26 protein-coding genes and 5 tRNA genes are annotated in these 24,807 nt (G+C 59.7%); 20 read left to right on the plus strand and 11 right to left on the minus strand.

The annotated features are described in order from the left end of the window. Window positions 1–44: 44 nt before the first annotated feature. Both NTD85_RS19590 and NTD85_RS19595 read right to left on the minus strand, forming a co-directional pair. The gene (locus NTD85_RS19590; protein WP_262142975.1) at window positions 45–830 is read right to left on the minus strand and encodes a transporter substrate-binding domain-containing protein; all 786 of its coding nucleotides are present in this window, start codon (window positions 828–830) and stop codon (window positions 45–47) included. A gap of 76 nt (window positions 831–906) precedes the next feature. Beyond that, window positions 907–1,377 (minus strand): hypothetical protein, encoded by a 471-nt coding sequence (locus NTD85_RS19595; protein WP_262142976.1) that lies wholly within the window; start codon window positions 1,375–1,377, stop codon window positions 907–909. A 165-nt stretch (window positions 1,378–1,542) separates the two neighbouring features. Here NTD85_RS19595 and NTD85_RS19600 point away from each other — a divergent pair, with 165 nt between their 5' ends. The 5 genes from NTD85_RS19600 to NTD85_RS19620 all read left to right on the plus strand — a co-directional run bounded on the left by NTD85_RS19600 (window position 1,543) and on the right by NTD85_RS19620 (window position 5,902). Further along, window positions 1,543–2,208, plus strand: coding sequence for a ribonuclease T2 (locus NTD85_RS19600; RefSeq protein WP_103520379.1), 666 nt, complete (start codon window positions 1,543–1,545; stop codon window positions 2,206–2,208). A gap of 135 nt (window positions 2,209–2,343) precedes the next feature. Beyond that, window positions 2,344–2,841, plus strand: coding sequence for a PAAR domain-containing protein (locus NTD85_RS19605; RefSeq protein WP_003226482.1), 498 nt, complete (start codon window positions 2,344–2,346; stop codon window positions 2,839–2,841). A 3-nt stretch (window positions 2,842–2,844) separates the two neighbouring features. Further along, window positions 2,845–3,573 (plus strand): alpha/beta hydrolase, encoded by a 729-nt coding sequence (locus tag NTD85_RS19610; protein WP_262142977.1) that lies wholly within the window; start codon window positions 2,845–2,847, stop codon window positions 3,571–3,573. Next, on the plus strand, window positions 3,573–4,097 hold the full coding sequence (locus NTD85_RS19615) for a hypothetical protein (RefSeq protein WP_201137114.1): 525 nt from the start codon (window positions 3,573–3,575) through the stop codon (window positions 4,095–4,097). The genes NTD85_RS19610 and NTD85_RS19615 overlap by 1 nt, the downstream gene beginning before the upstream one ends. A gap of 236 nt (window positions 4,098–4,333) precedes the next feature. After that, window positions 4,334–5,902, plus strand: coding sequence for a sensor domain-containing diguanylate cyclase (locus NTD85_RS19620; RefSeq protein WP_262142978.1), 1,569 nt, complete (start codon window positions 4,334–4,336; stop codon window positions 5,900–5,902). A 79-nt stretch (window positions 5,903–5,981) separates the two neighbouring features. Here the strand turns inward: NTD85_RS19620 and NTD85_RS19625 are convergent, their stop codons facing one another. Both NTD85_RS19625 and NTD85_RS19630 read right to left on the minus strand, forming a co-directional pair. Continuing rightward, window positions 5,982–6,287 (minus strand): hypothetical protein, encoded by a 306-nt coding sequence (locus tag NTD85_RS19625; protein WP_003226473.1) that lies wholly within the window; start codon window positions 6,285–6,287, stop codon window positions 5,982–5,984. An 89-nt stretch (window positions 6,288–6,376) separates the two neighbouring features. Next, complete coding sequence (locus NTD85_RS19630; protein WP_262142979.1) at window positions 6,377–6,961, minus strand: GNAT family N-acetyltransferase; 585 nt, start codon at window positions 6,959–6,961, stop codon at window positions 6,377–6,379. Window positions 6,962–7,087: 126 nt separating this feature from the next. Here NTD85_RS19630 and xth point away from each other — a divergent pair, with 126 nt between their 5' ends. Both xth and NTD85_RS19640 read left to right on the plus strand, forming a co-directional pair. Beyond that, window positions 7,088–7,882 carry an exodeoxyribonuclease III gene (xth, locus tag NTD85_RS19635; protein WP_262142980.1) on the plus strand — a complete coding sequence of 265 codons (795 nt, stop codon included), beginning with the start codon at window positions 7,088–7,090 and terminating at the stop codon, window positions 7,880–7,882. 100 nt (window positions 7,883–7,982) lie between these two features. Further along, window positions 7,983–8,810, plus strand: coding sequence for an arylamine N-acetyltransferase family protein (locus tag NTD85_RS19640; RefSeq protein WP_262142981.1), 828 nt, complete (start codon window positions 7,983–7,985; stop codon window positions 8,808–8,810). Window positions 8,811–8,812: 2 nt separating this feature from the next. Here the strand turns inward: NTD85_RS19640 and NTD85_RS19645 are convergent, their stop codons facing one another. Next, window positions 8,813–9,145 (minus strand): BrnA antitoxin family protein, encoded by a 333-nt coding sequence (locus NTD85_RS19645; protein WP_262142982.1) that lies wholly within the window; start codon window positions 9,143–9,145, stop codon window positions 8,813–8,815. 3 nt (window positions 9,146–9,148) lie between these two features. Then, on the minus strand, window positions 9,149–9,433 hold the full coding sequence (locus NTD85_RS19650) for a BrnT family toxin (protein WP_095668807.1): 285 nt from the start codon (window positions 9,431–9,433) through the stop codon (window positions 9,149–9,151). Between the two features lie 253 nt (window positions 9,434–9,686). On the opposite strand from NTD85_RS19650, the gene NTD85_RS19655 reads away from it, so the two are divergent. Further along, window positions 9,687–11,213 (plus strand): nucleobase:cation symporter-2 family protein, encoded by a 1,527-nt coding sequence (locus NTD85_RS19655; protein ID WP_262142983.1) that lies wholly within the window; start codon window positions 9,687–9,689, stop codon window positions 11,211–11,213. Between the two features lie 122 nt (window positions 11,214–11,335). Here the strand turns inward: NTD85_RS19655 and NTD85_RS19660 are convergent. Continuing rightward, window positions 11,336–11,411 (minus strand) — tRNA-Asn (locus NTD85_RS19660). Window positions 11,412–11,638: 227 nt separating this feature from the next. On the opposite strand from NTD85_RS19660, the gene NTD85_RS19665 reads away from it, so the two are divergent. Next, on the plus strand, window positions 11,639–11,869 hold the full coding sequence (locus NTD85_RS19665; RefSeq protein ID WP_007943502.1) for a hypothetical protein: 231 nt from the start codon (window positions 11,639–11,641) through the stop codon (window positions 11,867–11,869). Here the strand turns inward: NTD85_RS19665 and NTD85_RS19670 are convergent. Continuing rightward, window positions 11,866–12,066, minus strand: a complete 201-nt coding sequence (locus NTD85_RS19670) for a hypothetical protein (protein ID WP_003226457.1) — start codon at window positions 12,064–12,066, stop codon at window positions 11,866–11,868. The two genes, NTD85_RS19665 and NTD85_RS19670, sit on opposite strands and share 4 nt — an antisense overlap. 226 nt (window positions 12,067–12,292) lie before the next feature. Further along, window positions 12,293–13,489 carry an amino acid aminotransferase gene (locus NTD85_RS19675; RefSeq protein ID WP_262142984.1) on the minus strand — a complete coding sequence of 399 codons (1,197 nt, stop codon included), beginning with the start codon at window positions 13,487–13,489 and terminating at the stop codon, window positions 12,293–12,295. 337 nt (window positions 13,490–13,826) lie between these two features. Between NTD85_RS19675 and uvrB the strand changes: the two genes are divergently transcribed. Then, window positions 13,827–15,842, plus strand: coding sequence for an excinuclease ABC subunit UvrB (gene uvrB, locus NTD85_RS19680; protein WP_003226454.1), 2,016 nt, complete (start codon window positions 13,827–13,829; stop codon window positions 15,840–15,842). A gap of 139 nt (window positions 15,843–15,981) precedes the next feature. Here the strand turns inward: uvrB and NTD85_RS19685 are convergent, their stop codons facing one another. Both NTD85_RS19685 and NTD85_RS19690 read right to left on the minus strand, forming a co-directional pair. Beyond that, window positions 15,982–17,472, minus strand: coding sequence for an MDR family MFS transporter (locus NTD85_RS19685; protein WP_262143058.1), 1,491 nt, complete (start codon window positions 17,470–17,472; stop codon window positions 15,982–15,984). Between the two features lie 49 nt (window positions 17,473–17,521). Beyond that, window positions 17,522–18,571 (minus strand): HlyD family secretion protein, encoded by a 1,050-nt coding sequence (locus NTD85_RS19690; protein ID WP_262142985.1) that lies wholly within the window; start codon window positions 18,569–18,571, stop codon window positions 17,522–17,524. A 231-nt stretch (window positions 18,572–18,802) separates the two neighbouring features. On the opposite strand from NTD85_RS19690, the gene gltX reads away from it, so the two are divergent. The 10 genes from gltX to NTD85_RS19740 all read left to right on the plus strand — a co-directional run bounded on the left by gltX (window position 18,803) and on the right by NTD85_RS19740 (window position 24,778). Then, window positions 18,803–20,284 carry a glutamate--tRNA ligase gene (gene gltX / locus NTD85_RS19695; RefSeq protein ID WP_103484287.1) on the plus strand — a complete coding sequence of 494 codons (1,482 nt, stop codon included), beginning with the start codon at window positions 18,803–18,805 and terminating at the stop codon, window positions 20,282–20,284. A 203-nt stretch (window positions 20,285–20,487) separates the two neighbouring features. Then, window positions 20,488–20,563 (plus strand) — tRNA-Ala (locus tag NTD85_RS19700). A gap of 79 nt (window positions 20,564–20,642) precedes the next feature. Further along, window positions 20,643–20,718, plus strand: a tRNA-Glu gene (locus tag NTD85_RS19705). Window positions 20,719–20,771: 53 nt separating this feature from the next. Beyond that, a tRNA-Ala gene (locus tag NTD85_RS19710) sits at window positions 20,772–20,847 on the plus strand. A gap of 80 nt (window positions 20,848–20,927) precedes the next feature. After that, window positions 20,928–21,003 (plus strand) — tRNA-Glu (locus tag NTD85_RS19715). Between the two features lie 181 nt (window positions 21,004–21,184). Then, window positions 21,185–21,724 (plus strand): TetR/AcrR family transcriptional regulator, encoded by a 540-nt coding sequence (locus NTD85_RS19720; RefSeq protein ID WP_045122549.1) that lies wholly within the window; start codon window positions 21,185–21,187, stop codon window positions 21,722–21,724. A 30-nt stretch (window positions 21,725–21,754) separates the two neighbouring features. Continuing rightward, window positions 21,755–22,588, plus strand: a complete 834-nt coding sequence (locus NTD85_RS19725) for an alpha/beta fold hydrolase (protein WP_003226446.1) — start codon at window positions 21,755–21,757, stop codon at window positions 22,586–22,588. Between the two features lie 46 nt (window positions 22,589–22,634). Next, on the plus strand, window positions 22,635–23,084 hold the full coding sequence (locus NTD85_RS19730) for an acyl-CoA thioesterase (protein ID WP_103520446.1): 450 nt from the start codon (window positions 22,635–22,637) through the stop codon (window positions 23,082–23,084). 169 nt (window positions 23,085–23,253) lie between these two features. Next, window positions 23,254–24,213 (plus strand): tRNA dihydrouridine synthase, encoded by a 960-nt coding sequence (locus NTD85_RS19735; RefSeq protein ID WP_003226441.1) that lies wholly within the window; start codon window positions 23,254–23,256, stop codon window positions 24,211–24,213. Window positions 24,214–24,334: 121 nt separating this feature from the next. After that, on the plus strand, window positions 24,335–24,778 hold the full coding sequence (locus tag NTD85_RS19740) for an Hsp20 family protein (protein ID WP_003226440.1): 444 nt from the start codon (window positions 24,335–24,337) through the stop codon (window positions 24,776–24,778). The last annotated feature ends 29 nt before the right edge of the window (window positions 24,779–24,807 follow it).

Here is a 24,807-nt window from a genome sequence, read left to right on the forward strand (position 1 = left end):
AGCGGGAGCAAGCTCCCTCGCCACAAATGTTTGTGCCTGGAAGATTACTGCGGCAGCGCCAGCCACTCACCAATGACCTTCTGATAACTGCCAGTGACTTTGCTCAGGTGCAGCCACTGGTCCACGTACAGTTTCCAGCTGATGTCATCGCGCGGCAGCAGATAGGCCTTTTCGCCGTACTGCATGTACTGGTGCGGATTCACCGCGCACAAACCCGGTTTGAGTTTCTGCTGATACAGCGCTTCCGAGGCGTCGGTGATCATCACGTCGGCCTTGTTATCGAGCAGTTGCTGGAAGATCGTCACGTTGTCGTGCAGCGCCAGTTGCGCCTTGGGCAGGAAGGCGTGGACGAAGGCTTCGTTGGTGCCGCCCGCCGGTTCAACCAGGCGTACGTTGGGCTGGTTGATCTGTTCGATGGTCTGGTACTTGGACTGATCGGCACAACGCACCAGCGGGATCTTGCCGTCGCTGTCGAGGGTGTTGCTGAAGTAGGCTTTCTTCTGCCGCTCCAGCGTCACCGAAATGCCGCCCATGCCGATGTCGCACTTGCCGGCCTGCATGTCCGGCATCAGGGTTTTCCAGGTGGTTTGCACCCACTCGACTTTCACCCCGAGGCTGTCGGCCAGCGAGCGCGCCATGGCGATGTCGATACCCTCGAAGTCGCCGTCGCTGCGTTTGAAGGTGTAGGGCTTGTAGTCGCCAGTGGTGCAGACGCGCAGTTGGCCTTGTTGCTGGACGGTGTCGAGGTGTGACGGTTGCTCGGCGGCCTGAGCGCTAAAATTCAGTGCGAGCAATGAACCGAGCAAGAGCAGTTTTTTATTGATGGGCATATCTGTCGGGCTTCAAAGGGATCGGAGTGAGAAGTTAAACACGTTCCCGGCGCTGATCCCTATGGGTAGCTCGCGGTCAGAGGGCCAGACCTTCCTGCACCACCTGCAACAGGTTGTTCTCCGTCAGGGCAATCGCATCCAGCTCCTGACCGGTTTCCACCGTTTGCAACCACCAATGGCTTTCGTGATGTTCATCGACGGTGCGCAGCAGATAAGTGTTGCGCTCGGGCAGGGTGATCTGTACGCGGCCGGCGCCGTCCTCGGTAAACCGGGCGATGGGATCAAATGTCAGGGTTTGTTGATTGGCTTCGATCACCAGTTGGTCGATCGCGTAATCGTGGCTGTCGCCATCGGGTGAGCTTTCGCAAACGTGGGTCGGATTGCGGCGGATTTTCAGGCCGACTTCGGTGACTGGCTGCAGCCAGCCCTCGATGCGGTGGTACAGATCGTAGACCTGCGCCGGCCAGCAATCGATCTCCAGCGCGGCATCCGCATGGGTGTGCCGTGTTTGCTTGAGTTTGGCGGCGAGTTCGTCTGCTTTACTCATTTCGGATCCCTTGGTTTGATGTCTGCCTGTTAATCGTAGACCTTTCAACGGCGTACGGCGTTGCCTTGCGTCATGCGCTTGCAACACAAGCATGTCGAAATCAGCGCTGGCCAAGTCTGGTCAGGATCGAAAACCACGGACGCAGGCGTCCCAAGGAGCGGGTAGATGAAAAAGCTGTTTACAATTTTGGCAGTGATTGCGCTGACGGTCGGTAGCATCGGCCTCAGTTCGGCGCGTCAGTCGAACGCCAGCAAGGTGCAAACGGAAGCGGTGGCGGGGCAGTTCGATTACTACCTGCTGACGCTGTCCTGGTCGCCGACCTTTTGCCTGACACACAAGGACGACGTGCAATGTTCCGGCAAGGGCTACGGTTTCGTGCTGCATGGTCTGTGGCCGCAATACGCCAATGGCGGCTGGCCGGAGTCCTGCCCACCGCTGACCACGTTGTCGGCGGCGGAAACGACCAAAGGCCTGACGCTGTTCCCGACCAAGAAACTGCTTGACCACGAATGGTCCAAGCACGGCACCTGCAGCGGCCTGGGCGCGATGGGTTATCTGGACGAAGCGGACAAAGCGGTCGGCGCGGTGAAAATCCCGCAAGAGCTGCAACCGTTCAGTTCCTCGTACTACTTCGAAGCCCAGGAAATCGCCGACCTGTTCCGCAAGGCCAACCCGGGGATCCCGGCGGATGGCATCGCGGTGATCTGCAGCGGCCCGGAACTCTCGGAAGTGCGGGTGTGCATGGGCAAGGATCTGCAGTTCGGCGCGTGCGGCAAGGGCGTGAAGACCCAGTGCCGGGCGGGGGATATTCGGGTACCGCCATCGCGTTGATGTGAGCGGTTTCACGAACAGGAAAGGGCGCCCAAGCAGGCGCCTTTTTTTTGCCTGAAGGTTTGAAGCACCCGGAAAATTCACGCATGCTTGCGCCCCCCAAAGGATGACCCGCAACACTGCAAGGAGCTGTTCATGAGCGGAAAACCCGCCGCCCGCGTCACCGACCCAACCGCCTGCCCACTCCCGGGGCATGGCACTAATCCGATCGCCAGTGGCTCGCCGAATGTGAATTTCGACGGCTTGGCGGCTGCACGAATGACTGATAAATCAGCATGCGGTAGCCCCATTACTGGCGGCGTTTCCTCAACAGTTTTTATCAATGGCTTAAACGCCGCGACCCTGGACAGCACCGGGGGGCACGGCAATGTGGTCATTGGTGGGTCAGGCACGGTTATCATCGGTGACACAGTAACAGCGGCGCCTTTCAGTGGTCTGCTGCCAATGCCGGTGCATTTCACAGACAAGTTGAAACTGGTCAATGACGTGACCGGTGAGCCCATGATCAATCATCCCTACGTGATCCAGCGTGCAGACGGGCGTCTGGAACACGGGGTGTCTGACGCTAACGGGTTCACCCACGAAGTCAGCTCGCACCTGCCTGAAACCATCAAGCTGTTTTTGGAGGAGTGAGGCATGGCCGCTGAAACAGTAACGTGCGCGAAAGGCAACAATTACAAGCTGCACAAGGAACATGCGCTGACGGATAAGAAGGATGTCAGTGACAAGCCTGTGCCGGTGGAGAGTACCAAGGCGATTGTGTTTTTTATTGGCGGCGCAGGGGATAAGGAAAGTTATTATTTTTCGGGGCCGTTCGGGAACGTGAACCAGGCCATGACCGGTTTCGACAAACGTAATCTGGACCTGACCAAACTAGGAAAATATAAATCCCAATGGCTTGGGTATAACGAGGTTCGGGGAAAGAAGGACATCCAAAAAAATGTTCTCAACATAATTCCCTACAAGTCTTGTCCAATCTACATTGTCGGACACAGCCTTGGGGGATGGAACGGCGCGCATTTGACCAGTGTAATGTCGGAGTGGGGTTACAGGATCAACATGCTCGTTACGCTCGACCCCGTAGGTGAAGGTACTTTGGTGTGGCTGGGATCCGATATCTACGGAGATAAGCCAACACCGATGGCTGATTTCTGGGTAAACATTAAAGCTATGCCTTCCAAGCCAGACCAGTCCGACTCGGTGGCGGATTTCGGGGAAAAATGGCAAGTGCTGTGCGGGCCTGACATTAATGTCACCATGGATACGAACCACGCTAATGCTCCAGCGATGTTTACCCGACCTGTCGTTGAAGGAAAATCGGCAAGTGATTTGATGTTCGAGTCAATTCGAGAGAGCAATCGCTGATGAAAAGATTGTCTGTTCTTCTGTTAGCCATATTGTGCTCGTCATGTGCCAAAGATCACACAGTGCCTCCTGCGAATCTCAACTTTCTGTCAGTGGAAAGGGAAAGTATTGGTCTGCTTTACAAAATTCATTACGACTCGGATGTAAATCTTTTGGATTTGTTCGGAAGAGGTATGGGGAAGGGCGCAGCGTCGACGATGTTTGAGTGTCCGCTTGGTGATGATCAGAATTTTTCCATCACTAACCGATTCAGGTACTCGGCTTACGGACTGATTGAGGTGGAAGAAACCAGTCAGGCAGGCGGTAAATTCAACTATATGACGAGTGCTTTTTTGCGACAGACCCAAAATAACGGTACTTCGCAAGAGGATCTCTCAGTACAGGAATTGAATGCCCTTCTGCTTGGTAAACAACAAATCCCCTGCAAAGTCGTCGTCACCGCGTACGGCTACAAACCCTACTACTCAAACACCATGAACCTGCCGGTTGCGGATTTGCTGCGGGAAATCAACAAACCCCGATAGCCGTCATCGGTGCACTGCGCGATTGCCCTACGCAGATACGCGAGGGCGATCACCCGCAAAACCACAACTGAAAATAAATCGACGTGCGGAGGTCATCCAAATCCCTCGCGCGCCGATACAACGGGGCGGGCATGTGTTGGCGCGGCGGGTTTGCTGTGCGCATCCCTGTGGGCTACGCTCACGAAAAGTAAGGGTTTCGGGCTGCGGCCCCTGTCGTACCTGCCCAGGACACGTTTTTGCCAATCCCCATTCACGATCTGCATCAGACTCCCGGCACGCTTAAACGCCTGCCGCTGCGCAAGGCGGCAGCGCTGTTCATCGTTGCGGTGTGCCTGTGCCTGTCCGGCTTGCTTTATCTGCAACTTGAGCAGACCCGACGCCAGGATCTCGCGAGCGCGCAGATCGCTTCTTCCAACCTGACCCGGGCCATGGCGCAGCAGGCCGAAGACACGTTTCTGGCCGCCGATCTGGTGCTCACCAGCCTGGTCGATTGGGTCGAGGACGATGGTTACGGCGCCGCGCAACGACCACGTCTGCAAAAAACCTTCGCGCGTCGGGTGCAACAACTGGAACAGTTGCACGGCATGTTCCTGTTCGATCGCGACGGTCAGTGGGTGATCACGTCATTTACGGATCTGCCCCGTGGCAATGGTGTGGCCGACCGCGAGTACTTCAAGTTTCACCAGCAGAACGTTTCCTCCGTGGCGCACATCGGCCCGGCGATTCGCAGCCGCGAGAATGGCGAGTGGATCATCCCGATCTCGAAACGCATCAACGACCGCGCCGGCAATTTCCAGGGCGTGCTGATGGCCGGGATCAAGATGGCGTACTTCGACCGGTTCTTCAAAAGCTTCAGCCTCGATGACAACGGCATCATGTTTCTCGGCCTCAAGGACGGCACGTTGCTGGCGCGGCGGCCGTTCGACGAAGGCCTGATCGGTTCGTCGCTGGCCAAAGGCAGGATTTACCAGAAGCTGCTGCCCGAAGCCCCGGCCGGTACCGCGATGATCAAGTCGGTGGTCGATGGCGTGGTGCGTCTGTACGGCTACCGGCAATTGGCGTCGTATCCGCTGGTGGTCGCGGCGGCGTCATCGCGCGATACGATTCTCAAGGGTTGGTATGAGCGGGCCTTTCAGTCCAGCGTGATTGTGGCGCTGGTGATTCTTGGCGTCGGCCTGTTCGGCTGGGTGTTCATTCATCAGGTGCGCGACGGCGAGCGTATCGAGAAAAACCTGCGCAAGGCGCAGCGGGCACTGGAGCAGATCGCTACCCACGACAGCCTGACAGGGCTGGCAAACCGGCGGCTGTTCGAGCGTTCGCTGGAGATCGAATTTGCCCGCGGCGCACGCCAGTCGAGTCCGGTCGGTCTGATCATGCTCGATATCGATTTCTTCAAGCGCTACAACGATGCCTACGGTCATGTGGCGGGCGATCATTGCCTGACGCAGGTGGCGCAGGTGCTGAAAAATTGTACCCAGCGCAAGTCTGACCTGGCGGTGCGTTACGGTGGTGAGGAGTTTGCGGTGCTGTTGCCGGACACCGACATCAACGGCGCGCTGGCGATTGCCGGGCAGATCCGCCGCAGCGTGATGGACAAACGCATCACCCACAGCGGCTCGCCGACCGGATATCTGACGGTAAGTCTGGGCTGTTACTCGTTTATTCCCAGCGGCAATGACAGCCTGGAGGTGTTTATCCAGCGTGCTGACGCGGCGTTGTATCAGGCGAAAAATGCCGGACGCAACCGCGCTGCGGTGTTGTCGCTGGATACCGGTTTTGCCGAATTGATGCGCTCGGATCGCTGAGGTTTTGACGCTTCAACAGGGGTGAGGGAGCCAGCCCCCTCACACACAGGTCCTATTACCAGCCGTAACGGCGGTTCGTTCAGCTGCCCGAGCCACCGCCCGCGCCGCCGGTTCCACCCCCGGCCGCGCCTGTGCCGCCGCCCGCGCCGGAGCCCGAACCCATGGCGCCGCCGTTGGTGCCGGTGCCATTGCCAGAACCAGGGCTACCAGCGCCGTTACTGCCGGCAGGCGCACCCGGGGTGTTGTCCGGCGGCTTAGGCGTGCTTTTGTTGACGTCGGGGTTGGTACTCGATGTGCCAGAACTGTCGTTCGCCGCGAAGCTGGCAGCCGAGGTGGCGGCGAGCAGGCCGGCGAGCAACAACGAGGTGAGTGTGCGTGTAGTCATGGTACGTCTCCAAAAGGGGTCGGTTACCTGACTTTGGTCTTACACTTTTGCCCGTTGGTGCCGATTGGCTGACGAGCGGTTGTTCAGCCTCATTGTCGGTCGTCCGCCAGTTTCTGCTCCAGCACCTGCCGCACCTGCGGCCACTCGTCATCGATGATGCTGAAGCGCACCGAGTTGCGCTTGCGCCCATCCGGCATGATCCGCTCGTGGCGCACGATGCCTTCCTGTTGCGCTCCGAGGTGCAGAATCGCGTTGCGCGACTTCTGGTTGTTCTCGTCGGTGGTGAACTGCACTCGCACGCTGTCGAGCACCTCGAAGGCGTGGCGCAACATCAGGTATTTGGCTTCGGTGTTGACGAAGGATTTCTGCCAGCGCTCCGAAATCCAGCTGCTGCCGATTTCCAGCTTGCGATTGAGCGGGTCGATCTTCCAGAACCGGGTCGAGCCGATGACTTCGCCGCTATCCTTCAACACAATCACAAACGGCATGACCGTGCCGGCGTCGCGGCCGTCCAGGGCCTTCTTCAGGTAGCTGTCGATGGTGCTCGCCGAAGGCACCACGGTGACGGTGAGGTTCCACAGTTCGCCGTCAGCGGCGGCCTGGAGCAGGGCGTCGGCGTCGATGTACTGAAGCGGGCGCAGGAGGATGCGCGGGCCTTGCAGCGTGGTGAGCATGGGAGCAGGTCTCGGCAGTTTGGGGCAGTGGCGAGCGCCTATTACGCCGCAGCCGGTTGATCCGATGCAACCACCGTCGCCGCTACAGAGTCACAATTTTCACACCTTGTCGCCGGAGTCTGGACGATGAAAAACCTGCGGATCGCCACGTTCAACGTCAACGGCCTACGCGCACGCTTGCCGAACCTGCTGGAGTGGCTCAAGCGCGAACAACCGGACATCGCGTGCCTGCAGGAACTCAAGTTAGTCGACAGTGCGTTTCCGGTAGCTGAACTTGAAGCCGCCGGTTATGGCGCGATCTGGCACGGTCAGGCGTCATGGAACGGGGTGGCGATCCTCGCCCGTGATGCGCAACCGCTGGAGAGCCGCCGCGGCCTGCCGGGCGATCCCGAGGACAAGCACAGTCGTTATCTGGAAGCGGCGGTGCACGGGATATTGGTCGGCTGCCTGTACCTGCCTAACGGCAACCCGCAGCCGGGGCCGAAGTTCGACTACAAACTGGCCTGGTTCGAGCGCTTGATCCGCTACGCCAAGGATCTGCAAAGCAGCGATCATCCGGTGGTGCTCGCTGGCGATTACAACGTGGTGCCCACCGACATGGACATCTACAACACCCGCTCGTGGCTCAAGGACGCGCTGCTGCAACCCGAAAGCCGCGAGTGTTATCAACGGCTGCTTGATCAGGGCTGGACTGATTCGCTGCGCCATCTGTATCCCGACGATCGCCTCTACACGTTCTGGGATTACTTCCGTCAGCATTGGCAAACCAACTCTGGTCTGCGCATCGATCATCTGCTGCTCAACCCGGCACTCAGTCCGTACTTGCATGAGGCCGGGGTAGACGCCTGGGTGCGCAACGAACCGCACGCCAGCGACCATGCGCCGACCTGGATTCGCATCGGTTCGCGCAAACGTCGGTAACGTTGATTGGCGAAATCAATTGTCGGAATCGGCGCCCGATCCCGTATACATGTCGGCCAGCGGCGCAACGATCCGCGGCCACATGCAAAAGGACTGAGCAATGAGCGAGCCACGTCTGGCGAATCCGACGTTGTACCTGCAACACCTGGGCTTCGATGCCCCACCGGCACCGACGCTGGAAACCCTGCGGCAGTTGCAGTTGCGCCATACCGGCATCTTTCCCTTCGAGAATCTTTCGACGATCACGGGTGCACCGGTGCTGATCGATCTGGCGTCGGTCGAACAAAAGGTTCTCCACGGTGGCCGTGGCGGTTACTGCTACGAACTGAACAATCTGTTTCTGGCGTTATTGCTGGAGCTGGGCTTCGACGCCCGTGGCATCTCCGGGCGTGTTGTGCTGGCGCAGCCCGAAGGCACGTGGACGGCGCGTACCCATCGCTTGAGCCTGGTAATCATCAATGGCGAGCGCTACATCACCGACGTCGGCTTTGGCGGTATGGTGCCGACCGCGCCGCTGCTGCTTGATACCGAGGCTGAACAGGCGACGCCGCACGAGTCCTATCGCATCGAGAAACAGGCCGATGGCTACATGCTGCGCGCCAATGTCGCCGGTGAATGGCGCGCGATGTACCTGTTTGATCTGCAACGCCAGGAAGACATCGATTACACCCTCGGCAACTGGTACGTATCGACTCATCCGGAATCACCGTTTGCTCAGCGGCTGATGGTTGCGCGCACCGGCGATGGCTGGCGCCGGACCCTGAACAACAGCAGTTTCGCGATTCATCATATGGGCGCCGCCAGCGAGCGACGCGAGGTGGCGGATGTCGCTGAACTGCTTGAAGTGCTGGAGCAGGAATTCGGCCTGCGCGTGCCTGACCAGCCGCATGTGCGCCAGTCGCTGGCGAGGATGCTCGTACCGGCCTGATCTCAGGGCTTGGCCTCCGGTTCCAGTACCCGGCGGATTTCCCCGACCGCCGCCGACAGCTTTTTTTCCAGACTCTTGAGGTCGGCGGCGGTGATGCCTTTCTTGAATTGCCCGGAGTGGGGCGGCTCGGCTTCCTGCTTTTTGCTGCCAGCCTCCAGCAGGGCATGGCGCAGGGTGTTATTGATCACGGTCTGATAACCGAACCCTTCGTTTTCCGCCACGCTGCGGGCAGCTTCGATGACCGCGTCATCGAGCATGATGGTGATGCGGGTCTTGCCCTTGGTGGGCGCCAAGGCTCCGCGTTTGCCCTGCGAGAAGTCGTATTCGTCTTTCATCGTTCAAGCCTCCAGAAAATAAGCGCAACGCTCGCTCGGTGTGGCGACACGTGCAGAAATGATTCGTACGACGTTGGCTTCGCGATAACTGTACGCAACCACCAGCAAACGTCCTTTGCCATCGAGACCGAGGGTGATCCAGCGCTGTTCGTCATGGTCGTTGTCCTCGATCGTCAGCGCGCGTTCGTCATGAAAGACCGGCTCGGTCTCGGCAAGGCTGACGCCTCTATGCTTGAGTTTGTTGGCTGCGTTCTTGCTTTTGTCGTACTGAATTTCGAATGACTTCATTATGCATACTTTATATGTATAAAAAACAGCGCCGATACACCGCTGGTCGCCATGAACACTTCAGCCTAGTGCGATAAAAACCGGGGGCAGGAGGGGATGTGTTGCCGGATTTGTGGGAGATGGGGGGGGCGAGATAGAAGCTTGGGTGGCTACCTATCCATTATGTGACCGATAAGTTGTATACAACTCTATGGACATTTGTCACGAGTATTGAATACAGTGTGCGCATAACAAAAACCAGGGAACCCCCCACATGAAAACGCCCCATGTTTCACACCAACGGCCCGAGGACGAAAATCTCGGGGTCGGCGCGAATATGGCTTACGGCCTGCAACATGTTCTGACCATGTACGGCGGTATCGTTGCGGTGCCGCTGATCATCGGCCAGGCGGCCGGGCTGTCGCCGGCGGACATTGGTTTGTTGATTGCTGCTTCATTGTTTGCGGGGGGGCTGGCGACACTGCTGCAAACCCTGGGTCTACCGTTTTTTGGCTGTCAGTTGCCGCTGGTGCAGGGTGTGTCGTTCTCCGGTGTGGCGACCATGGTCGCGATCGTCAGCAGTGGCGGGGAGGGCGGCTTCCAGTCTGTGCTGGGCGCGGTGATTGCCGCGTCGTTGATCGGCTTGCTGATCACCCCGGTGTTCTCGCGAATCACCAAGTTTTTCCCACCGCTGGTAACCGGCATCGTGATCACTACCATCGGTCTGACGCTGATGCCGGTGGCCGCGCGTTGGGCCATGGGTGGCAACAGCCATGCGCCGGACTTCGGCAGCATGCAGAACATCGGTCTGGCGGCGGTGACGCTGGTGCTGGTGTTGCTGTTGAGCAAGGTCGGCAGCTCGACCATCTCGCGTCTGTCGATCCTGTTGGCCATGGTGATCGGCACGATTCTCGCGGTGTTCCTCGGCATGGCGGATTTCTCCGGTGTCGCCCAAGGGCCGATGTTCGGCTTTCCGACGCCGTTTCACTTCGGCATGCCGACCTTCCACTTCGCCGCGATCCTGTCGATGTGCATCGTGGTCATGGTGACCCTGGTGGAAACCTCGGCGGACATTCTCGCGGTCGGTGAGATCATCGGCACCAAAGTCGACTCCAAACGCCTGGGCAACGGCCTGCGCGCGGACATGCTGTCGAGCATGTTTGCGCCGATCTTCGGTTCGTTCACTCAGAGCGCGTTCGCGCAGAACGTCGGGCTGGTGGCGGTGACCGGGATCAAGAGCCGTTATGTGGTGGCCACCGGGGGGATCTTTCTGGTGATTCTCGGCCTGCTGCCGTTCATGGGCCGGGTGATCGCGGCGGTGCCGACTTCGGTGCTGGGCGGCGCCGGTATCGTGCTGTTCGGGACGGTGGCGGCGAGCGGGATTCGCACGCTGTCGAAGGTCGATTACCGCAACAACGTCAACCTGATCATCGTCGCCACCTCGATCGGCTTCGGCATGATCCCGATTGCCGCACCGAACTTCTACGATCATTTCCCGAGCTGGTTCGCGACCATTTTCCACTCGGGCATCAGCTCGTCGGCGATCATGGCGATTGTGCTGAACCTGACCTTCAACCACTTCACTGCCGGCAACTCGGATCAGCAGTCGGTGTTCGCCGCTGCAGAAGAGCGCACCCTGCGTTATCGCGACCTGGCGGCGCTGCGTGAAGGCGATTACTTCAGCGACGGCAAGCTGCATGATTGCGATGGCAAGGAAGTGCCGGTGATCGAGGTCGATGCCGATCATGACCACGGTCACGGTACGCCGAAGCCCCAAGTGAAGAGCAGCGAACACGTCTGATCGCTGAATGCATGAAAAGGGCCGATCTGTTGTGAGACAGATCGGCCCTTTTCGTTTCGCAGCAGATTTTCCATCGCCCACAAAAAAGCCCCTGAATCTTTCGATTCAGGGGCTTTGCTATTTGGCTCCACAACCTGGACTCGAACCAGGGACCCAATGATTAACAGTCATTTGCTCTACCAACTGAGCTATTGCGGAATTGGTGCGTATGTTACTGATTCAAAAAGAGAAGTCAAGCACGGGATATAAAATTTCTGGTTTGAGCAGGACGGACGGTGCTTTGTCAGCGATTAGCGATTACCAGAACCGCCTCACAGGTCTACCATGGCTGCCCGGAAGTGGTCACACGCGCTGCCGGCCATTCGCCAAAAGGTACGCGCCATGATTCAAACCGTTCTGATTTCTCCTTCACGCGAGGTGTTCGTATGAGCATCGCGCAAATCAGCCTGCCCAAAGGCGTCGGCCCGCACGCCGAGAAACTCTTCGACGCGATTACCCAGGCCAGCACCGCTGAGGAGTTGAACCGCGCCGGCGGCAAGGCCGAAGGTTTCGTGCTCGGCCTGGAAAGCACCAAGGCAATCAAAAGCCAGATCGCCGAATCGCTGTACGTCGCCTATGACGACGCAGCCAGTCAACGTGCGACGGAACTGGCTTAACCGCCGAAAGTGATGGTGCCGAGCATCAGCTTGGCATAAGCCGCGGTGGCGGCCAGTTGCACCAGCCACAAGGCCAGGCCACCAAGGAACACGCCCGCTGCGACTTGCAGCACCAGGCTCTTGTCGCGCTTGGCCGTGGTGCGAGGGATGAAGTCATCCAGATCGTCTCGGTCGGCGCGCAGGTTGTCGTTTTTCATTTGGGTTCTCACAGAATTCCTGGATATATACGAAACCTGTGGGAGCGGGCTTGCTCGCGAAAGCGTCGGGTCAGTCGCCATGATCTTTGGCTGATACACCGCTTTCGCGAGCAAGCCCGCTCCCACAATTCAGATTTGTGTGCAGTTTAGAGGGAATGTTGCATTCCTTCGGACAAATAAAAAACGGGAAGCCCCAAGGCTTCCCGTTTTTCATTGCCAGGCGCAATCAGATGACCTGAACGATCGCATCCGTGACCGCTTTGATGTTGCTCTGGTTCAGTGCCGCGACGCAGATGCGGCCGGTGTCCAGGGCGTAGATGCCGAACTCGTTACGCAGGCGGTGCACCTGTTCGGTGGTCAGGCCGGAGTAGGAGAACATGCCGCGCTGACGGCCGACGAAGCTGAAGTCACGCTGCGGGGCTTTCTCGGCCAGCAGAGCAACCATCTGCTCGCGCATGCCGCGAATGCGCAGACGCATTTCTGCCAGTTCCGCTTCCCACTGCGCGCGCAGTTCCGGGCTGTTCAGCACGGCGGCGACGATGCTTGCACCGTGGGTCGGCGGGTTGGAGTAGTTGGTGCGGATCACACGCTTGACCTGCGACAGCACGCGCGCGCTTTCTTCTTTCGATTCGCTGACGATCGACAGGGCGCCAACGCGCTCGCCGTACAGCGAGAACGACTTGGAGAACGAACTCGAGACGAAGAAAGTCAGGCCCGATTCAGCGAACAGGCGCACAGCCGCCGCGTCTTCGTCGATGCCGTCGCCGAAACCCTGGTAAGCCATGTCGAGGAACGGCACGTGACCTTTGGCCTTGACCGCTTCCAGAACGTTTTTCCAGTCAGCCGGGCTCAGGTCGACGCCGGTCGGGTTGTGGCAGCAGGCGTGCAGCACCACGATCGAGCCGTTCGGCAGGGCGTTGAGGTCTTCGAGCATGCCGGCACGGTTCACGTCGTGGGTGGCGGCGTCGTAGTAACGGTAGTTCTGCACCGGGAAACCAGCGGTTTCGAACAGCGCGCGGTGGTTTTCCCAGCTCGGGTCGCTGATCGCCACGACGGCGTTCGGCAGCAGTTGCTTGAGGAAGTCGGCACCGATTTTCAGTGCGCCGGTACCGCCGACAGCCTGAGTGGTGACGATGCGACCGGCAGCGATCAGCGGCGAGTCGTTACCGAACAGCAGCTTTTGCACCGCCTGGTCGTAGGCCGCGATGCCGTCGATCGGCAGGTAGCCACGGGAGGCGTGCTGAGCAGCGCGAATGGTTTCGGCTTCGATCACCGCGCGCAGCAGGGGAATTCGCCCCTCTTCGTTGCAGTAAACACCTACACCCAGGTTGACCTTGGTGGTCCGGGTATCGGCGTTGAATGCTTCGTTGAGGCCCAGGATTGGATCGCGGGGTGCCATTTCGACAGCGGAGAACAGGCTCATTATTACGGCGGCTCTGAATGGAGAGTGGAGGGACGTGTCGCGCTCCAGCCGAATGCACTAGAGCGGTGCACAAACGGGGAGCTAGTATAGAGGCCATCACTGAGCAATGGCGACAGGCGATTAAGCTTTTCAGGCAAGTTTTTCCGATTATTTCTTGACCGTTAGTCGATTGACTCTGTCAGAGACTTTACCGGATGTAGGACGTTTGCCTTGAAAGGCGAGGCAATCGGCTCCACATTGAGCACAATCTTCGTTTTTCCTTGGGCGACAACGGTCGTTTGCGGTCATCCCCGTGGCTCGGCTGTTTTCTGCGCGAGCCGCGATCCCAGAGGTGTGTATGTCCGAATTCCAGCTAGTCACCCGCTTCGAGCCCGCCGGCGATCAGCCTGAAGCCATCCGCCAATTGGTGGAGGGCATCGAGGCTGGGCTGGCGCACCAGACGCTGCTCGGTGTGACCGGCTCGGGCAAGACCTTCAGCATCGCCAATGTCATCTCGCAGGTTCAGCGCCCGACCCTGGTGCTGGCGCCGAACAAGACTCTTGCCGCGCAGCTGTATGGCGAGTTCAAGGCGTTCTTCCCGAACAACGCGGTCGAGTATTTCGTTTCCTACTACGACTACTACCAGCCCGAAGCCTATGTGCCGTCGTCCGACACCTTCATCGAGAAGGACGCGTCGATCAACGACCACATCGAGCAGATGCGCCTGTCCGCGACCAAGGCGTTGCTCGAGCGCAAAGACGCGATCATCGTCACCACGGTGTCGTGCATCTACGGTCTGGGTAGCCCGGAAACCTATTTGAAGATGGTGCTGCACGTCGATCGCGGTGACAAACTCGATCAGCGCGCCTTGCTGCGGCGTCTGGCCGATCTGCAATACACCCGCAACGACATGGATTTTGCCCGGGCGACGTTCCGGGTGCGCGGCGATGTGATCGACATCTATCCGGCGGAATCCGATCTGGAAGCGATCCGCATCGAGCTGTTCGATGACGAGGTCGAGAGCATTTCCGCGTTCGACCCGCTGACCGGCGAAGTCATCCGCAAGATGCCGCGCTTCACGTTTTACCCGAAGAGTCACTACGTGACGCCGCGCGAGACCCTGCTCGACGCCATCGAGCACATCAAAGTCGAGTTGCAGGAGCGCCTCGAATACCTGCGCAGCAACAACAAACTGGTCGAGGCCCAGCGCCTTGAACAGCGCACCCGTTTCGACCTGGAAATGATCCTCGAACTGGGTTACTGCAACGGCATCGAAAACTACTCGCGCTACCTGTCCGGGCGCCCGGCCGGTGCCGCGCCGCCGACGCTGTATGACTATCTGCCGGCCGACGCCTTGCTGGTGATCGACGAATCCCACGTCAGCGTGCCGCAAGTCGGCGCGATGTATAAGGGTGACCGTTCGCGTAAGGAAACCCTGGTCGAATACGGCTTCCGCTTGCCTTCGGCACTGGACAACCGGCCGATGCGTTTTGACGAGTGGGAAGGGGTGAGCCCGCAGACGATTTTCGTCTCGGCGACCCCGGGCAACTACGAGGCCGAGCATGCCGGGCGCGTGGTCGAGCAAGTGGTGCGTCCGACCGGTCTGGTCGACCCGCAGGTTGAAGTGCGCCCGGCGCTGACCCAGGTTGACGACTTGCTCTCGGAAATCACCAAACGCGTGGCGGTCGAGGAGCGGGTGCTGGTCACCACGCTGACCAAACGCATGGCCGAAGACCTCACCGATTACCTCGCCGACCACGGTGTGCGCGTGCGTTATCTGCACTCGGACATCGACACGGTCGAGCGGGTCGAGATCATTCGTGATCTGCGTCTGGGCACCTTCGATGTGCTGGTGGGGATCAACCTGCTGCGTGAAGGTCTGGACATGCCGGAAGTGTCGCTGGTGGCGATTCTCGACGCGGATAAGGAAGGCTTCCTGCGTTCCGAGCGCTCGCTGATCCAGACCATCGGCCGGGCGGCGCGGAACCTCAATGGCCGGGCGATTCTCTACGCCGATCGCATCACTGGCTCGATGGAGCGGGCGATTGGCGAGACCGAGCGTCGTCGCGATAAGCAGATCGCCTTCAACCTGGAAAACGGAATCACCCCGAAGGGTGTGTTCAAGGACGTCGCCGACATCATGGAAGGCGCCACCGTGCCCGGCTCGCGCAGCAAGAAGCGCAAGGGCATGGCCAAGGCTGCCGAAGAAAGCGCCAAGTACGAAGCCGAACTGCGCTCGCCGAGCGAAATCACCAAGCGCATTCGGGCGCTGGAAGAGAAGATGTATCAACTGGCGCGGGATCTGGAGTTTGAGGCGGCGGCGCAGATGCGCGATGAGATTGCCAAACTTCGCGAGCGGCTGTTGGCGGTTTGATCTTCATCGTCTGACCGGGCCTCTTCGCGAGCAAGCCCGCTCCCACAGGGATTGATGGTGTACACAAAATGTGTGATCACCAAAGAAACTTGTGGGAGCGGGCTTGCTCGCGAAGAGGCCGGTCCAGACACCACAAAAATCAGTGAGCTTCCCCAGCCTTCAACCCCGCCGGCAATTTTTTGGTCAACAAAATCGCCAGCATGCTGATCCCCAGCGCAATCCCGACAAAGTGAAACGCATCGTTATAGGCCATGATCAGCGCCTGCTGATGCACGATCTCGCTCATCTTGCCCAGCGCCGCGGTGTCGCTGCCAAACCGGTCGGTCATTGAGGCCATGCGTTCGGCCACTTGCGGGTTGGTCGGCACAATCGACTCACGCAGATAATCGAAGTAGGTCTTGGTCCGCGCATCCAAAAGCGTGGCGAGCAGGGCAATGCCGATCGCACCACCCAGGTTGCGCAGGATGTTGAACAGGCTCGACGCCGACCCCGCGTCCTGCGGCAGGATGTACGCCGTGGCGATCAGCGAAATGGTGACCATGATCAGCGGCTGACCCAGCGCGCGGATGATCTGGATCTGATTGAACTGCGGCCCGGCGAAATCCGGGTTGAGCACCCCCGAAGAAAAACTCGCCAGCCCGAACAAGCCAAAGCCAAGGGTGCACAGCCACTTCGGCGACACGAACTTCATCAGCTTCGGCACCAGCGGAATCAGGAACAGCTGCGGCACGCCCATCCACATGATCACTTCACCGATCTGCAGGGCGTTGTAGTTCTGGATCTGCGCCAGGTACAGCGGCAGCAGATAAATCGAGCCATACAAGCCGACGCCCATGCCGAGGCTGGAAATGCTCGACAGGCCGAAGTTGCGATTGCGCAGAATGCCGAGGTTGATCAGCGGATTGGGTTTGGAAATCTGCACGATGACGAAGGTGATCAGGCTCAGCAGGGCAACGCTGCCCAAGGTCACGATCAGGTTCGATTCGAGCCAGTCCTTGCGGTGGCCCTCTTCAAGAAAAACCTGCAGACAACCGAGGCCGACACCCAGTGTGAGAATCCCGGTGTAGTCGGTGCTTTTCAGCAGTTCCCAGTGCGCTTCCTTCTTTTCCAGCCCGTACATCAGCCCGGCGATCATGATCAGCCCCGGCGGGATGTTGATGTAGAAAATGTATTCCCAGCCCCAGTTTTCCGTGAGCCAGCCGCCGAGTGTCGGGCCGATGGAGGGGGCGAAGGTCGCGGTCATGGCGAACATCGCCATGCCTTTGGCGCGGTGGTGTTCGGGGAGTTTGATCAGCGTCAGGGTGAACGCCAGCGGAATCAGCGCGCCGCCGGTGAAACCCTGCATGGCGCGAAAGACGATCATGCTTTCGAGGCTCCAGGCCATCGAGCACAGCAGCGATGACACCAGGAAACCCAGCGACACCCATACCGCCAAGCGTCGCGCTGAGAGCAGCTGCACCAGCCACGCGGTCAGCGGGATCATGATGATTTCCGCGACCAGGTACGAGGTGGAAATCCACGAGCCTTCTTCCAGCGTCGCCGACAGCGCGCCCTGGATGTCCTTGAGCGAAGAGTTGGTGATCTGAATGTCGAGCACTGCCATGAAGGCGCCGAGCATCACGCTCATCACCGCGATCCAGTCCCGCCGGGTCGGTTCGCCGACCGGGCGGATCAGCGAATCACCGGCCATTGTCTGGGGCGTCTTTGATATTCACGGTGGCGGTGACCGACATGCCCGGGCGGATCTCGCCGTGCAGCGGGTTGTCGGCCTTGAACGTCAGTTTCACCGGAATCCGCTGCACGACTTTGGTGAAGTTGCCGGTGGCGTTGTCCGGCGGCAGCAGGCTGAACTGCGCACCGGAGGCGGCGAACAGGCTGTCGACCCGTGCTTCGATCGGCGTGTCACTGTAGGCGTCGAAGGTCAGCTCGGCTTTTTGTCCGGGGAGCATGCGGCCGATCTGAGTTTCCTTGAAGTTGGCCTGCACCCAGATGTCTTCATCGGGGACGATCGACAGCAGATACGCGCCAGCCTGCACCACTTGGCCATTGCGTGCGGCACGCTGGCCGACCAGGCCGCTGATCGGCGCGTGGATTTCGCTGCGGGTCAGGTTGAGTTCGGCTTGCGCCAGATCAGCGCGGGCGTTGGCGATCTGCGCGTCGAGGCGTTTGATCTCGGCGGTGAGTGCGTTGACCTGCTGGCGCTGGCTCTGTGCATCGGCCTGGGCCTTGGCCACTTGCGAGCGGGCGATATGGGCGTCAGCGGAGAGGGTGGTCACCCGCTCCTCGGAAACGTAACCGGGTTTGCGCAGGGTTTCGGCGCGCGACAAGTCGACCTGCGAGCGGCCCAGCGTGGCCTGCGATGCGGCGACTTGTGCGTCACTGGAGGCGATCAGACTGGCCTGCTGAGTCAACTTGCTCTGTGCCTGCAAACGCTCAGCTTCGCGAGTGGCGAGGGCGGCATTGGCGCGATCGACGGCCAGGCGGAAATCAGCGGGTTCTAGGCGCACCAGCAACTGGCCCTTTTCCACATGCTGGTTGTCCTGCACCAGCACTTCGTCGATGCGTGCGCTCAATTGGCTGGAAACGCGGGTGATCTCGCCCTGGACATAGGCGTTATCAGTGCTTTCATAAAACCGGCCCTTGAAAAACCAATGGGCGAAGAAGCCCCCGGCAATCAACAGAACCAGCAGCAGGAAAATAAACAGGCGACGCTTGAGTTGGGCAGGCATGAGGCAAACTGTAGTCGAGGAATTGTAAGGAAAGTTCTCTGCGGCTGAATCTGGCATACAGCCGATAAACGGTAAATGCCAATGGCTGATATTCGGCCCGTCACCACGGTCTATGGGCGTTACAGACGCAAACTTGGCTTAAATGCCCTGTCCGCTGGAGCGGGGCGGGTGTCGCCTGTTACCATTCGCGGCTTGATTGTTCTTTGCTTTTCATTCTTTTCGAGACATGCCATGACCACCGTCCGCACTCGCATCGCGCCATCGCCTACCGGGGACCCCCACGTAGGTACCGCTTACATCGCATTGTTCAACTACTGCTTTGCCAAGCAGCATGGCGGTGAGTTCATCCTGCGCATCGAAGACACCGACCAGTTGCGTTCGACCCGCGAGTCCGAGCAGCAGATCTTCGACGCCCTGCGCTGGCTGGGGATCGACTGGAGCGAAGGCCCGGACGTTGGCGGCCCGCACGGTCCGTACCGGCAGAGCGAGCGTGGCGATATCTATCAGAAGTATTGCCAGCAACTGGTCGACATGGGCCATGCGTTCCCATGCTTCTGCACCGCTGAAGAACTGGACCAGATGCGCGCCGAACAAATGGCGCGTGGCGAAACCCCGCGTTACGACGGCCGCGCGCTGCTGCTGTCGAAGGAAGAAGTCGCGGCCCGCCTGGCGGCTGGCGAACCGCACGTGATCCGCATGAAAGTGCCGACCGAAGGCGTCTGCGTGGTGCCGGACATGCTGCGTGGCGATGTCGAGATCCCGTGGGATCGCATGGACATGCAAGTGCTGATGAAGACCGACGGCTTGCCGACGTACTTCCTCGCCAACGTGGTCGACGACCACCTGATGGGCATCACCCACGTGCTGCGCGGCGAAGAATGGCTGCCATCGGCGCCGAAACTGATTCTGCTGTACGAATACTTCGGCTGGGAGCAGCCGGAGCTGTGCTACATGCCGCTGCTGCGTAACCCGGACAAGAGCAAGCTGTCCAAGCGCAAGAACCCGACCTCGGTGACGTTCTACGAGCGCATGGGCTTCATGCCGGAAGCGATGCTCAACTACCTCGGTCGCATGGGCTGGTCGATGCCGGACGAGCGCGAGAAGTTCTCGCTGCAGGAAATGGTCGACAACTTCGACCTCAAGCGCGTGTCGCTCGGCGGGCCGATCTTCGACATCGAGAAACTGTCGTGGCTCAACGGCCAGTGGCTGCGTGACCTGCCGGTGGAAGAGTTCGCCGCACGCGTGCAGAAGTGGGCGTTCAACTCCGAATACATGATGAAGATCGCACCGCTGGTGCAGGGTCGCGTGGAAACCTTCAGTCAGGTTGCACCGCTGGGCGGCTTCTTCTTTGCCGGTGGCGTGAACCCGGATGCCAAGCTGTTCGAGTCGAAAAAGCTCTCGGGTGATCAGGTGCGTCAGCTGATGCAGTTGATCCTGTGGAAGCTGGAAAGCCTGCGGCAGTGGGAGAAGGACAACATCACCGCAACGATTCAGGCAGTGGTCGAATCCCTCGAGCTGAAATTGCGTGACGCGATGCCGCTGATGTTTGCCGCGATCACCGGGCAGGCCAGTTCGGTGTCGGTGCTCGATGCAATGGAAATCCTCGGCCCGGACCTGACCCGTTTCCGTCTGCGCCAGGCGATCGATCTGCTGGGCGGTGTGTCGAAGAAAGAAAACAAAGAGTGGGAAAAGCTGCTGGGCGCGATTGCCTGAGCACGTCTGACTCTGCAGTAACCACCGAAGGCCGGGATCGTTTGATTCCGGCCTTCGGCGTTTTTCCCCCGGATTTTCGGGGGGAGGGCGGTAAGTGATTGTTATGCCGACAAAAAACTTTGAAATTTTTCAAAAATAAGTTTGACAGGCTTTCGATACGCCCTTAAGATTCGCCCCGTCCTCAGCGATGACATCAACGATGAGGGGCTATAGCTCAGCTGGGAGAGCGCTTGCATGGCATGCAAGAGGTCGACGGTTCGATCCCGTCTAGCTCCACCAATTTACACTTCGAAGCCTGGCCACACCGGCTCCGAAGCGATCAACACTCAGCGTTGATCAGTTGTATAGAAGGGTTTGCGTCCCCTTCGTCTAGTGGCCTAGGACACCGCCCTTTCACGGCGGTAACAGGGGTTCGAGTCCCCTAGGGGACGCCAGTTTTACAGAAGTGATGTTGCAAGATGTCACTCCGCCGCGAGGCGAAAAATCCGGGGCTATAGCTCAGCTGGGAGAGCGCCTGCATGGCATGCAGGAGGTCAGCGGTTCGATCCCGCTTAGCTCCACCAATTTACAGTTCAAGGTCTGGCCACACCGGCCTTGAATCAGATCAGATCTCAGCACTGATCAGCTGTATAGAAGGGTTTGTGTCCCCTTCGTCTAGTGGCCTAGGACACCGCCCTTTCACGGCGGTAACAGGGGTTCGAGTCCCCTAGGGGACGCCACGATTACCCGCTCTGCGGGATTTATAAGGGTCATTCAATTATTGAATGGCCCTTTTGTTTGTCTGGCATTTGGCCAAATCTCCTTTTTCCTTACACTGTGCTTCAGACCAGCGGTCATATCCTCGACTTGCAGAATATTATTATGCGAATAATATTCTAGTCGTAATATTCGGAGGCAACGATGAACGATAAAAAAGCTCAAACCCGCGAACGCATCCTCAAGGCTGCCAGCGCCGCACTGATCCAGCGTGGCCCAGCAGATCCCAGCGTGGGCGAAGTGATGGGCGCTGCAGGCCTGACCGTCGGAGGTTTCTATGCGCACTTCGAAAGCAAGGACGCCATGATGCTCGAGGCGTTCAAGCAATTGCTGGGACGTCGACGCGACTTGATTGCCGACATGGACTCCGAGCTGACCGGCGAAGAGCGTCGCGCCCTGGTCGCTGCGTTCTACCTGTCGCGCAAGCATCGGGATTCCAGCGACGCCGCGTGTCCGATTCCGGCTTCGATCGGCGAGTTGGGACGTTTGCCGGAGTCGTTTCGCATCGCGCTGAACGAACACCTGGAACTGATGATTGCGCAGTTGGCGTCCAGCCCCGAGGACACCGACAAAGCGCTGGCCGATGTGGCGTTGATGGTGGGTGGTCTGGCGTTGGCACGCGCGCTGGGCCCGGGCGATTTATCCGATCGATTGCTGCGCGCTGCCAAGTCGGCGGTGCGTTGACCTGAAGGCAACTCGCCTGAGGAGAGAGCGATGAACACGTTGAAGTGGGTTCGTGGCGTTAATGGCACCTTGGGCTGGATTGCACCGCAACGGGTAGCAAGCAAAATGCGTCAGGCGTTCATGACGCCACGTTCGCTGCCGCTGCGCGATTGGGAGCTGCCGCTGCTGGCGAGCGCCGAACGCATCACGCTGCGTTTCGGCCTTTCGGCGCTGCGCTGGGGCCAGGGACCGGCGGTACTGTTGATGCACGGCTGGGAAGGGCGACCCACGCAGTTTGCAGCGTTGATCACCGCGCTGGTCGAGGCCGGTTACACCGTTGTCGCGCTGGACGGCCCGGCCCACGGCCGCTCACCGGGGCGCGAGGCCAATGTCGTGCTGTTCGCCCGCGCCATGCTCGAAGCCGCTGCGGAACTGCCACCTCTTCAAGCCGTCATCGGCCACTCGATGGGCGGCGCCAGCGCCATGCTTGCCGTGCAACTGGGCCTGCGCACCGAAACCCTCGTCAGCATCGCAGCTCCCGCGCGGATCCTCGGCGTGCTGCGCGGTTTTGCCCGCTATGTCGGCATGCCACCGCGGGCGCGCTCGGCGTTCATCCGCCAGGTCGAGCAGGACGTCGGCATGCGTGCCGCGACCCTCGATGTCGCGCACTATCAACTGGATATGCCGGGCCTGATCGTGCATGCCGAGGACGACACCTTCGTCTCGGTCAAGGAATCGCAACTGATCCACGAATCATGGTTCGACAGTCGTCTGCTGCGCCTGGAAAGCGGCGGCCACCAGCGAGTGCTGGCCGACCCTCGGGTGGTTGATGGGGTGTTATCACTGTTGGCGGGGCGCAGCCTTCAGGCGCGGCAATCGGCCTGACATCCGTTACACTGCCCCGGTTGAATAATCTGACCGGGAGTGGGGCATGGGCTGGGATCGGGCAACGCCGTTCACCATTGATCTGCAAGTAGGCGCCGAGGACATCGACGGGCTGGGCCACGCGAACAACGCGGTGTACGTGACCTGGCTCGAACGCTGCGCCTGGCGCCACTCGCAGCGGCTGGGGCTGGATCTGGTCGAGTACCGGCGCCTGGACCGGGCGATGGCCGTGGTGCGCCACGAAATCGATTACCTGGCGGCGGCCTACGAAGGCGACGAACTGCAACTGGCGACCTGGATCGTCGATTGGGATCAGCGCCTGAAAATGACCCGCCACTTCCAGCTGATCCGCCCCAGCGACAACGCCACTTTACTGCGCGCCCAAACCACGTTCGTCTGCATCGAACTGTCTACCGGCAAGCCCAAGCGCATGCCGGCGGAGTTCATCGAGGGTTATGGCCCGGCGATCCAAAATCCAGAAACAGTGCAGCTCTAATGTTGGAGCGAGCTTGCTCGCGAAAGCGGTGGGCCAGTGACGGTTGCATCAACTGATACACCGCTTTCGCGAGCAAGCTCGCTCCCACAGGAAAGAGTGTTGTTCTGCGGATTTGCGCGATATCCAGTAAACTGCGGCACGTTTTTTCTTCCTGAGTAGTGTTTTCCCCATGCAAATTGCCCTGGCGCCCATGGAGGGGCTGGTCGACGACATCCTGCGCGACGTGCTGACCCGCGTTGGCGGCATCGACTGGTGCGTGACCGAATTCATTCGGATCAACGATCAGTTGCTTACCCCGGCCTACTTCCACAAGTTCGGCCCGGAGTTGCTCAACGGCGCCCGCACCCGTTCCGGCGTGCCGCTGCGTGTGCAATTGTTGGGTTCCGATCCGGTGTGCCTGGCGGAAAACGCGGCGCTGGCCTGCGAGCTCGGCTCGGAAGTCATCGACCTGAACTTCGGCTGCCCGGCCAAGACCGTCAACAAATCCCGGGGCGGGGCAGTGCTGCTCAAGGAGCCGGAACTGCTCAACAGCATCGTCGAACACGTGCGTCGCGCTGTGCCGGCACATATCCCGGTCACCGCGAAGATGCGCCTGGGCTTCGACAGCCCGGACGGTTCGCTGGTCTGCGCCACTGCGCTGGCCGAGGGCGGCGCCGAGCACATCGTGGTTCACGCCCGGACCAAGGTCGATGGCTACAAGCCGCCGGCGCATTGGGAGTGGATTCCGCGGGTGCAGGACGTGGTCAAGGTGCCGGTGTTCGCCAACGGTGATATCTGGAGCGTCGAGGACTGGCGCCGCTGCCGCGAGATCAGTGGCGTCGAAGACATCATGCTCGGTCGCGGTCTGGTGTCACGCCCGGATCTGGCCCGGCAGATCGCTGCCGCGCGCGCCGGTGAAGAAGTGGTCGAGATGAGCTGGGCCGAGCTGCTGCCGCTGATTCAGGACTTCTGGCTGCAAGCCAAGGCGCAGATGACTGCACGCCAATCGCCGGGTCGCTTGAAGCAATGGCTGGCGATGCTGACGCGCAATTATCCCGAGGCCACCGAGCTGTTTACCGTGCTGCGTCGTGAGACAGAACCGGATCAAGTCTCGCGTTTACTGGGCTTGCCGGTCGCCGAAGCGGCCTGAAAAAAATCTTCAAATAATCTCTTGAAATCATTTTGGCGGTCCCTATCTAAGGGGTACGCGATGCCGAATTCGGGTCGCGGAGTCAAAAAACCTTGCTGATTGTTTTCAGGAGATTTGAACCATGAGTACTGCATTTTCCCTGGCACCACTGTTCCGTTCCTCGGTTGGTTTCGACCGTTTCAACGATCTGTTCGAAACCGCGCTGCGCAACGAGCCAGGCAGCACCTACCCACCCTACAACGTGGAAAAACACGGTGACGATCAATACCGCATCGTCGTAGCGGCAGCCGGTTTCCAGGAAGAAGACCTGGAGCTGCAAGTCGAGAAGGGTGTGCTGACCATCAGTGGCGGCAAGCGTGATGCCAACGAGGGCGTGACCTTCCTGCATCAAGGCATTGCCCAGCGTGCTTTCAAGCTGTCCTTCCGCCTGGCCGATCACATCGAGATCAAGGCCGCCGATCTGAGCAATGGTCTGCTGAGCATCGACCTGTTGCGGGTGATCCCGGAAGAAGCGAAAGCCAAGCGCATCCCGATCAGCGGAGCGCAAAAGCCGGCTCTGCAATAAGGCCGAGCAAAAAAGAAGGGCGCCACCGG

The organism is Pseudomonas sp. 13B_3.2_Bac1 (assembly GCF_025466205.1).
Taxonomy (GTDB): Bacteria; Pseudomonadota; Gammaproteobacteria; order Pseudomonadales; family Pseudomonadaceae; genus Aquipseudomonas; species Aquipseudomonas fluorescens_H.

Bases quoted from the DNA above. Each gene is read 5' to 3' on its own strand.
- NTD85_RS19590 (WP_262142975.1), bottom strand. From the start codon at position 830: ATGCCCATCAATAAAAAACTGCTCTTGCTCGGTTCATTGCTCGCACTG.
- NTD85_RS19595 (WP_262142976.1), bottom strand. From the start codon at position 1,377: ATGAGTAAAGCAGACGAACTCGCCGCCAAACTCAAGCAAACACGGCAC.
- NTD85_RS19600 (WP_103520379.1), top strand. From the start codon at position 1,543: ATGAAAAAGCTGTTTACAATTTTGGCAGTGATTGCGCTGACGGTCGGT.
- NTD85_RS19605 (WP_003226482.1), top strand. From the start codon at position 2,344: ATGAGCGGAAAACCCGCCGCCCGCGTCACCGACCCAACCGCCTGCCCA.
- NTD85_RS19610 (WP_262142977.1), top strand. From the start codon at position 2,845: ATGGCCGCTGAAACAGTAACGTGCGCGAAAGGCAACAATTACAAGCTG.
- NTD85_RS19615 (WP_201137114.1), top strand. From the start codon at position 3,573: ATGAAAAGATTGTCTGTTCTTCTGTTAGCCATATTGTGCTCGTCATGT.
- NTD85_RS19625 (WP_003226473.1), bottom strand. From the start codon at position 6,287: ATGACTACACGCACACTCACCTCGTTGTTGCTCGCCGGCCTGCTCGCC.
- NTD85_RS19630 (WP_262142979.1), bottom strand. From the start codon at position 6,961: ATGCTCACCACGCTGCAAGGCCCGCGCATCCTCCTGCGCCCGCTTCAG.
- xth (WP_262142980.1), top strand. From the start codon at position 7,088: ATGAAAAACCTGCGGATCGCCACGTTCAACGTCAACGGCCTACGCGCA.
- NTD85_RS19640 (WP_262142981.1), top strand. From the start codon at position 7,983: ATGAGCGAGCCACGTCTGGCGAATCCGACGTTGTACCTGCAACACCTG.
- NTD85_RS19645 (WP_262142982.1), bottom strand. From the start codon at position 9,145: ATGAAAGACGAATACGACTTCTCGCAGGGCAAACGCGGAGCCTTGGCG.
- NTD85_RS19650 (WP_095668807.1), bottom strand. From the start codon at position 9,433: ATGAAGTCATTCGAAATTCAGTACGACAAAAGCAAGAACGCAGCCAAC.
- NTD85_RS19655 (WP_262142983.1), top strand. From the start codon at position 9,687: ATGAAAACGCCCCATGTTTCACACCAACGGCCCGAGGACGAAAATCTC.
- NTD85_RS19665 (WP_007943502.1), top strand. From the start codon at position 11,639: ATGAGCATCGCGCAAATCAGCCTGCCCAAAGGCGTCGGCCCGCACGCC.
- NTD85_RS19670 (WP_003226457.1), bottom strand. From the start codon at position 12,066: ATGAAAAACGACAACCTGCGCGCCGACCGAGACGATCTGGATGACTTC.
- NTD85_RS19675 (WP_262142984.1), bottom strand. From the start codon at position 13,489: ATGAGCCTGTTCTCCGCTGTCGAAATGGCACCCCGCGATCCAATCCTG.
- uvrB (WP_003226454.1), top strand. From the start codon at position 13,827: ATGTCCGAATTCCAGCTAGTCACCCGCTTCGAGCCCGCCGGCGATCAG.
- NTD85_RS19690 (WP_262142985.1), bottom strand. From the start codon at position 18,571: ATGCCTGCCCAACTCAAGCGTCGCCTGTTTATTTTCCTGCTGCTGGTT.
- gltX (WP_103484287.1), top strand. From the start codon at position 18,803: ATGACCACCGTCCGCACTCGCATCGCGCCATCGCCTACCGGGGACCCC.
- NTD85_RS19720 (WP_045122549.1), top strand. From the start codon at position 21,185: ATGAACGATAAAAAAGCTCAAACCCGCGAACGCATCCTCAAGGCTGCC.
- NTD85_RS19725 (WP_003226446.1), top strand. From the start codon at position 21,755: ATGAACACGTTGAAGTGGGTTCGTGGCGTTAATGGCACCTTGGGCTGG.
- NTD85_RS19730 (WP_103520446.1), top strand. From the start codon at position 22,635: ATGGGCTGGGATCGGGCAACGCCGTTCACCATTGATCTGCAAGTAGGC.
- NTD85_RS19735 (WP_003226441.1), top strand. From the start codon at position 23,254: ATGCAAATTGCCCTGGCGCCCATGGAGGGGCTGGTCGACGACATCCTG.
- NTD85_RS19740 (WP_003226440.1), top strand. From the start codon at position 24,335: ATGAGTACTGCATTTTCCCTGGCACCACTGTTCCGTTCCTCGGTTGGT.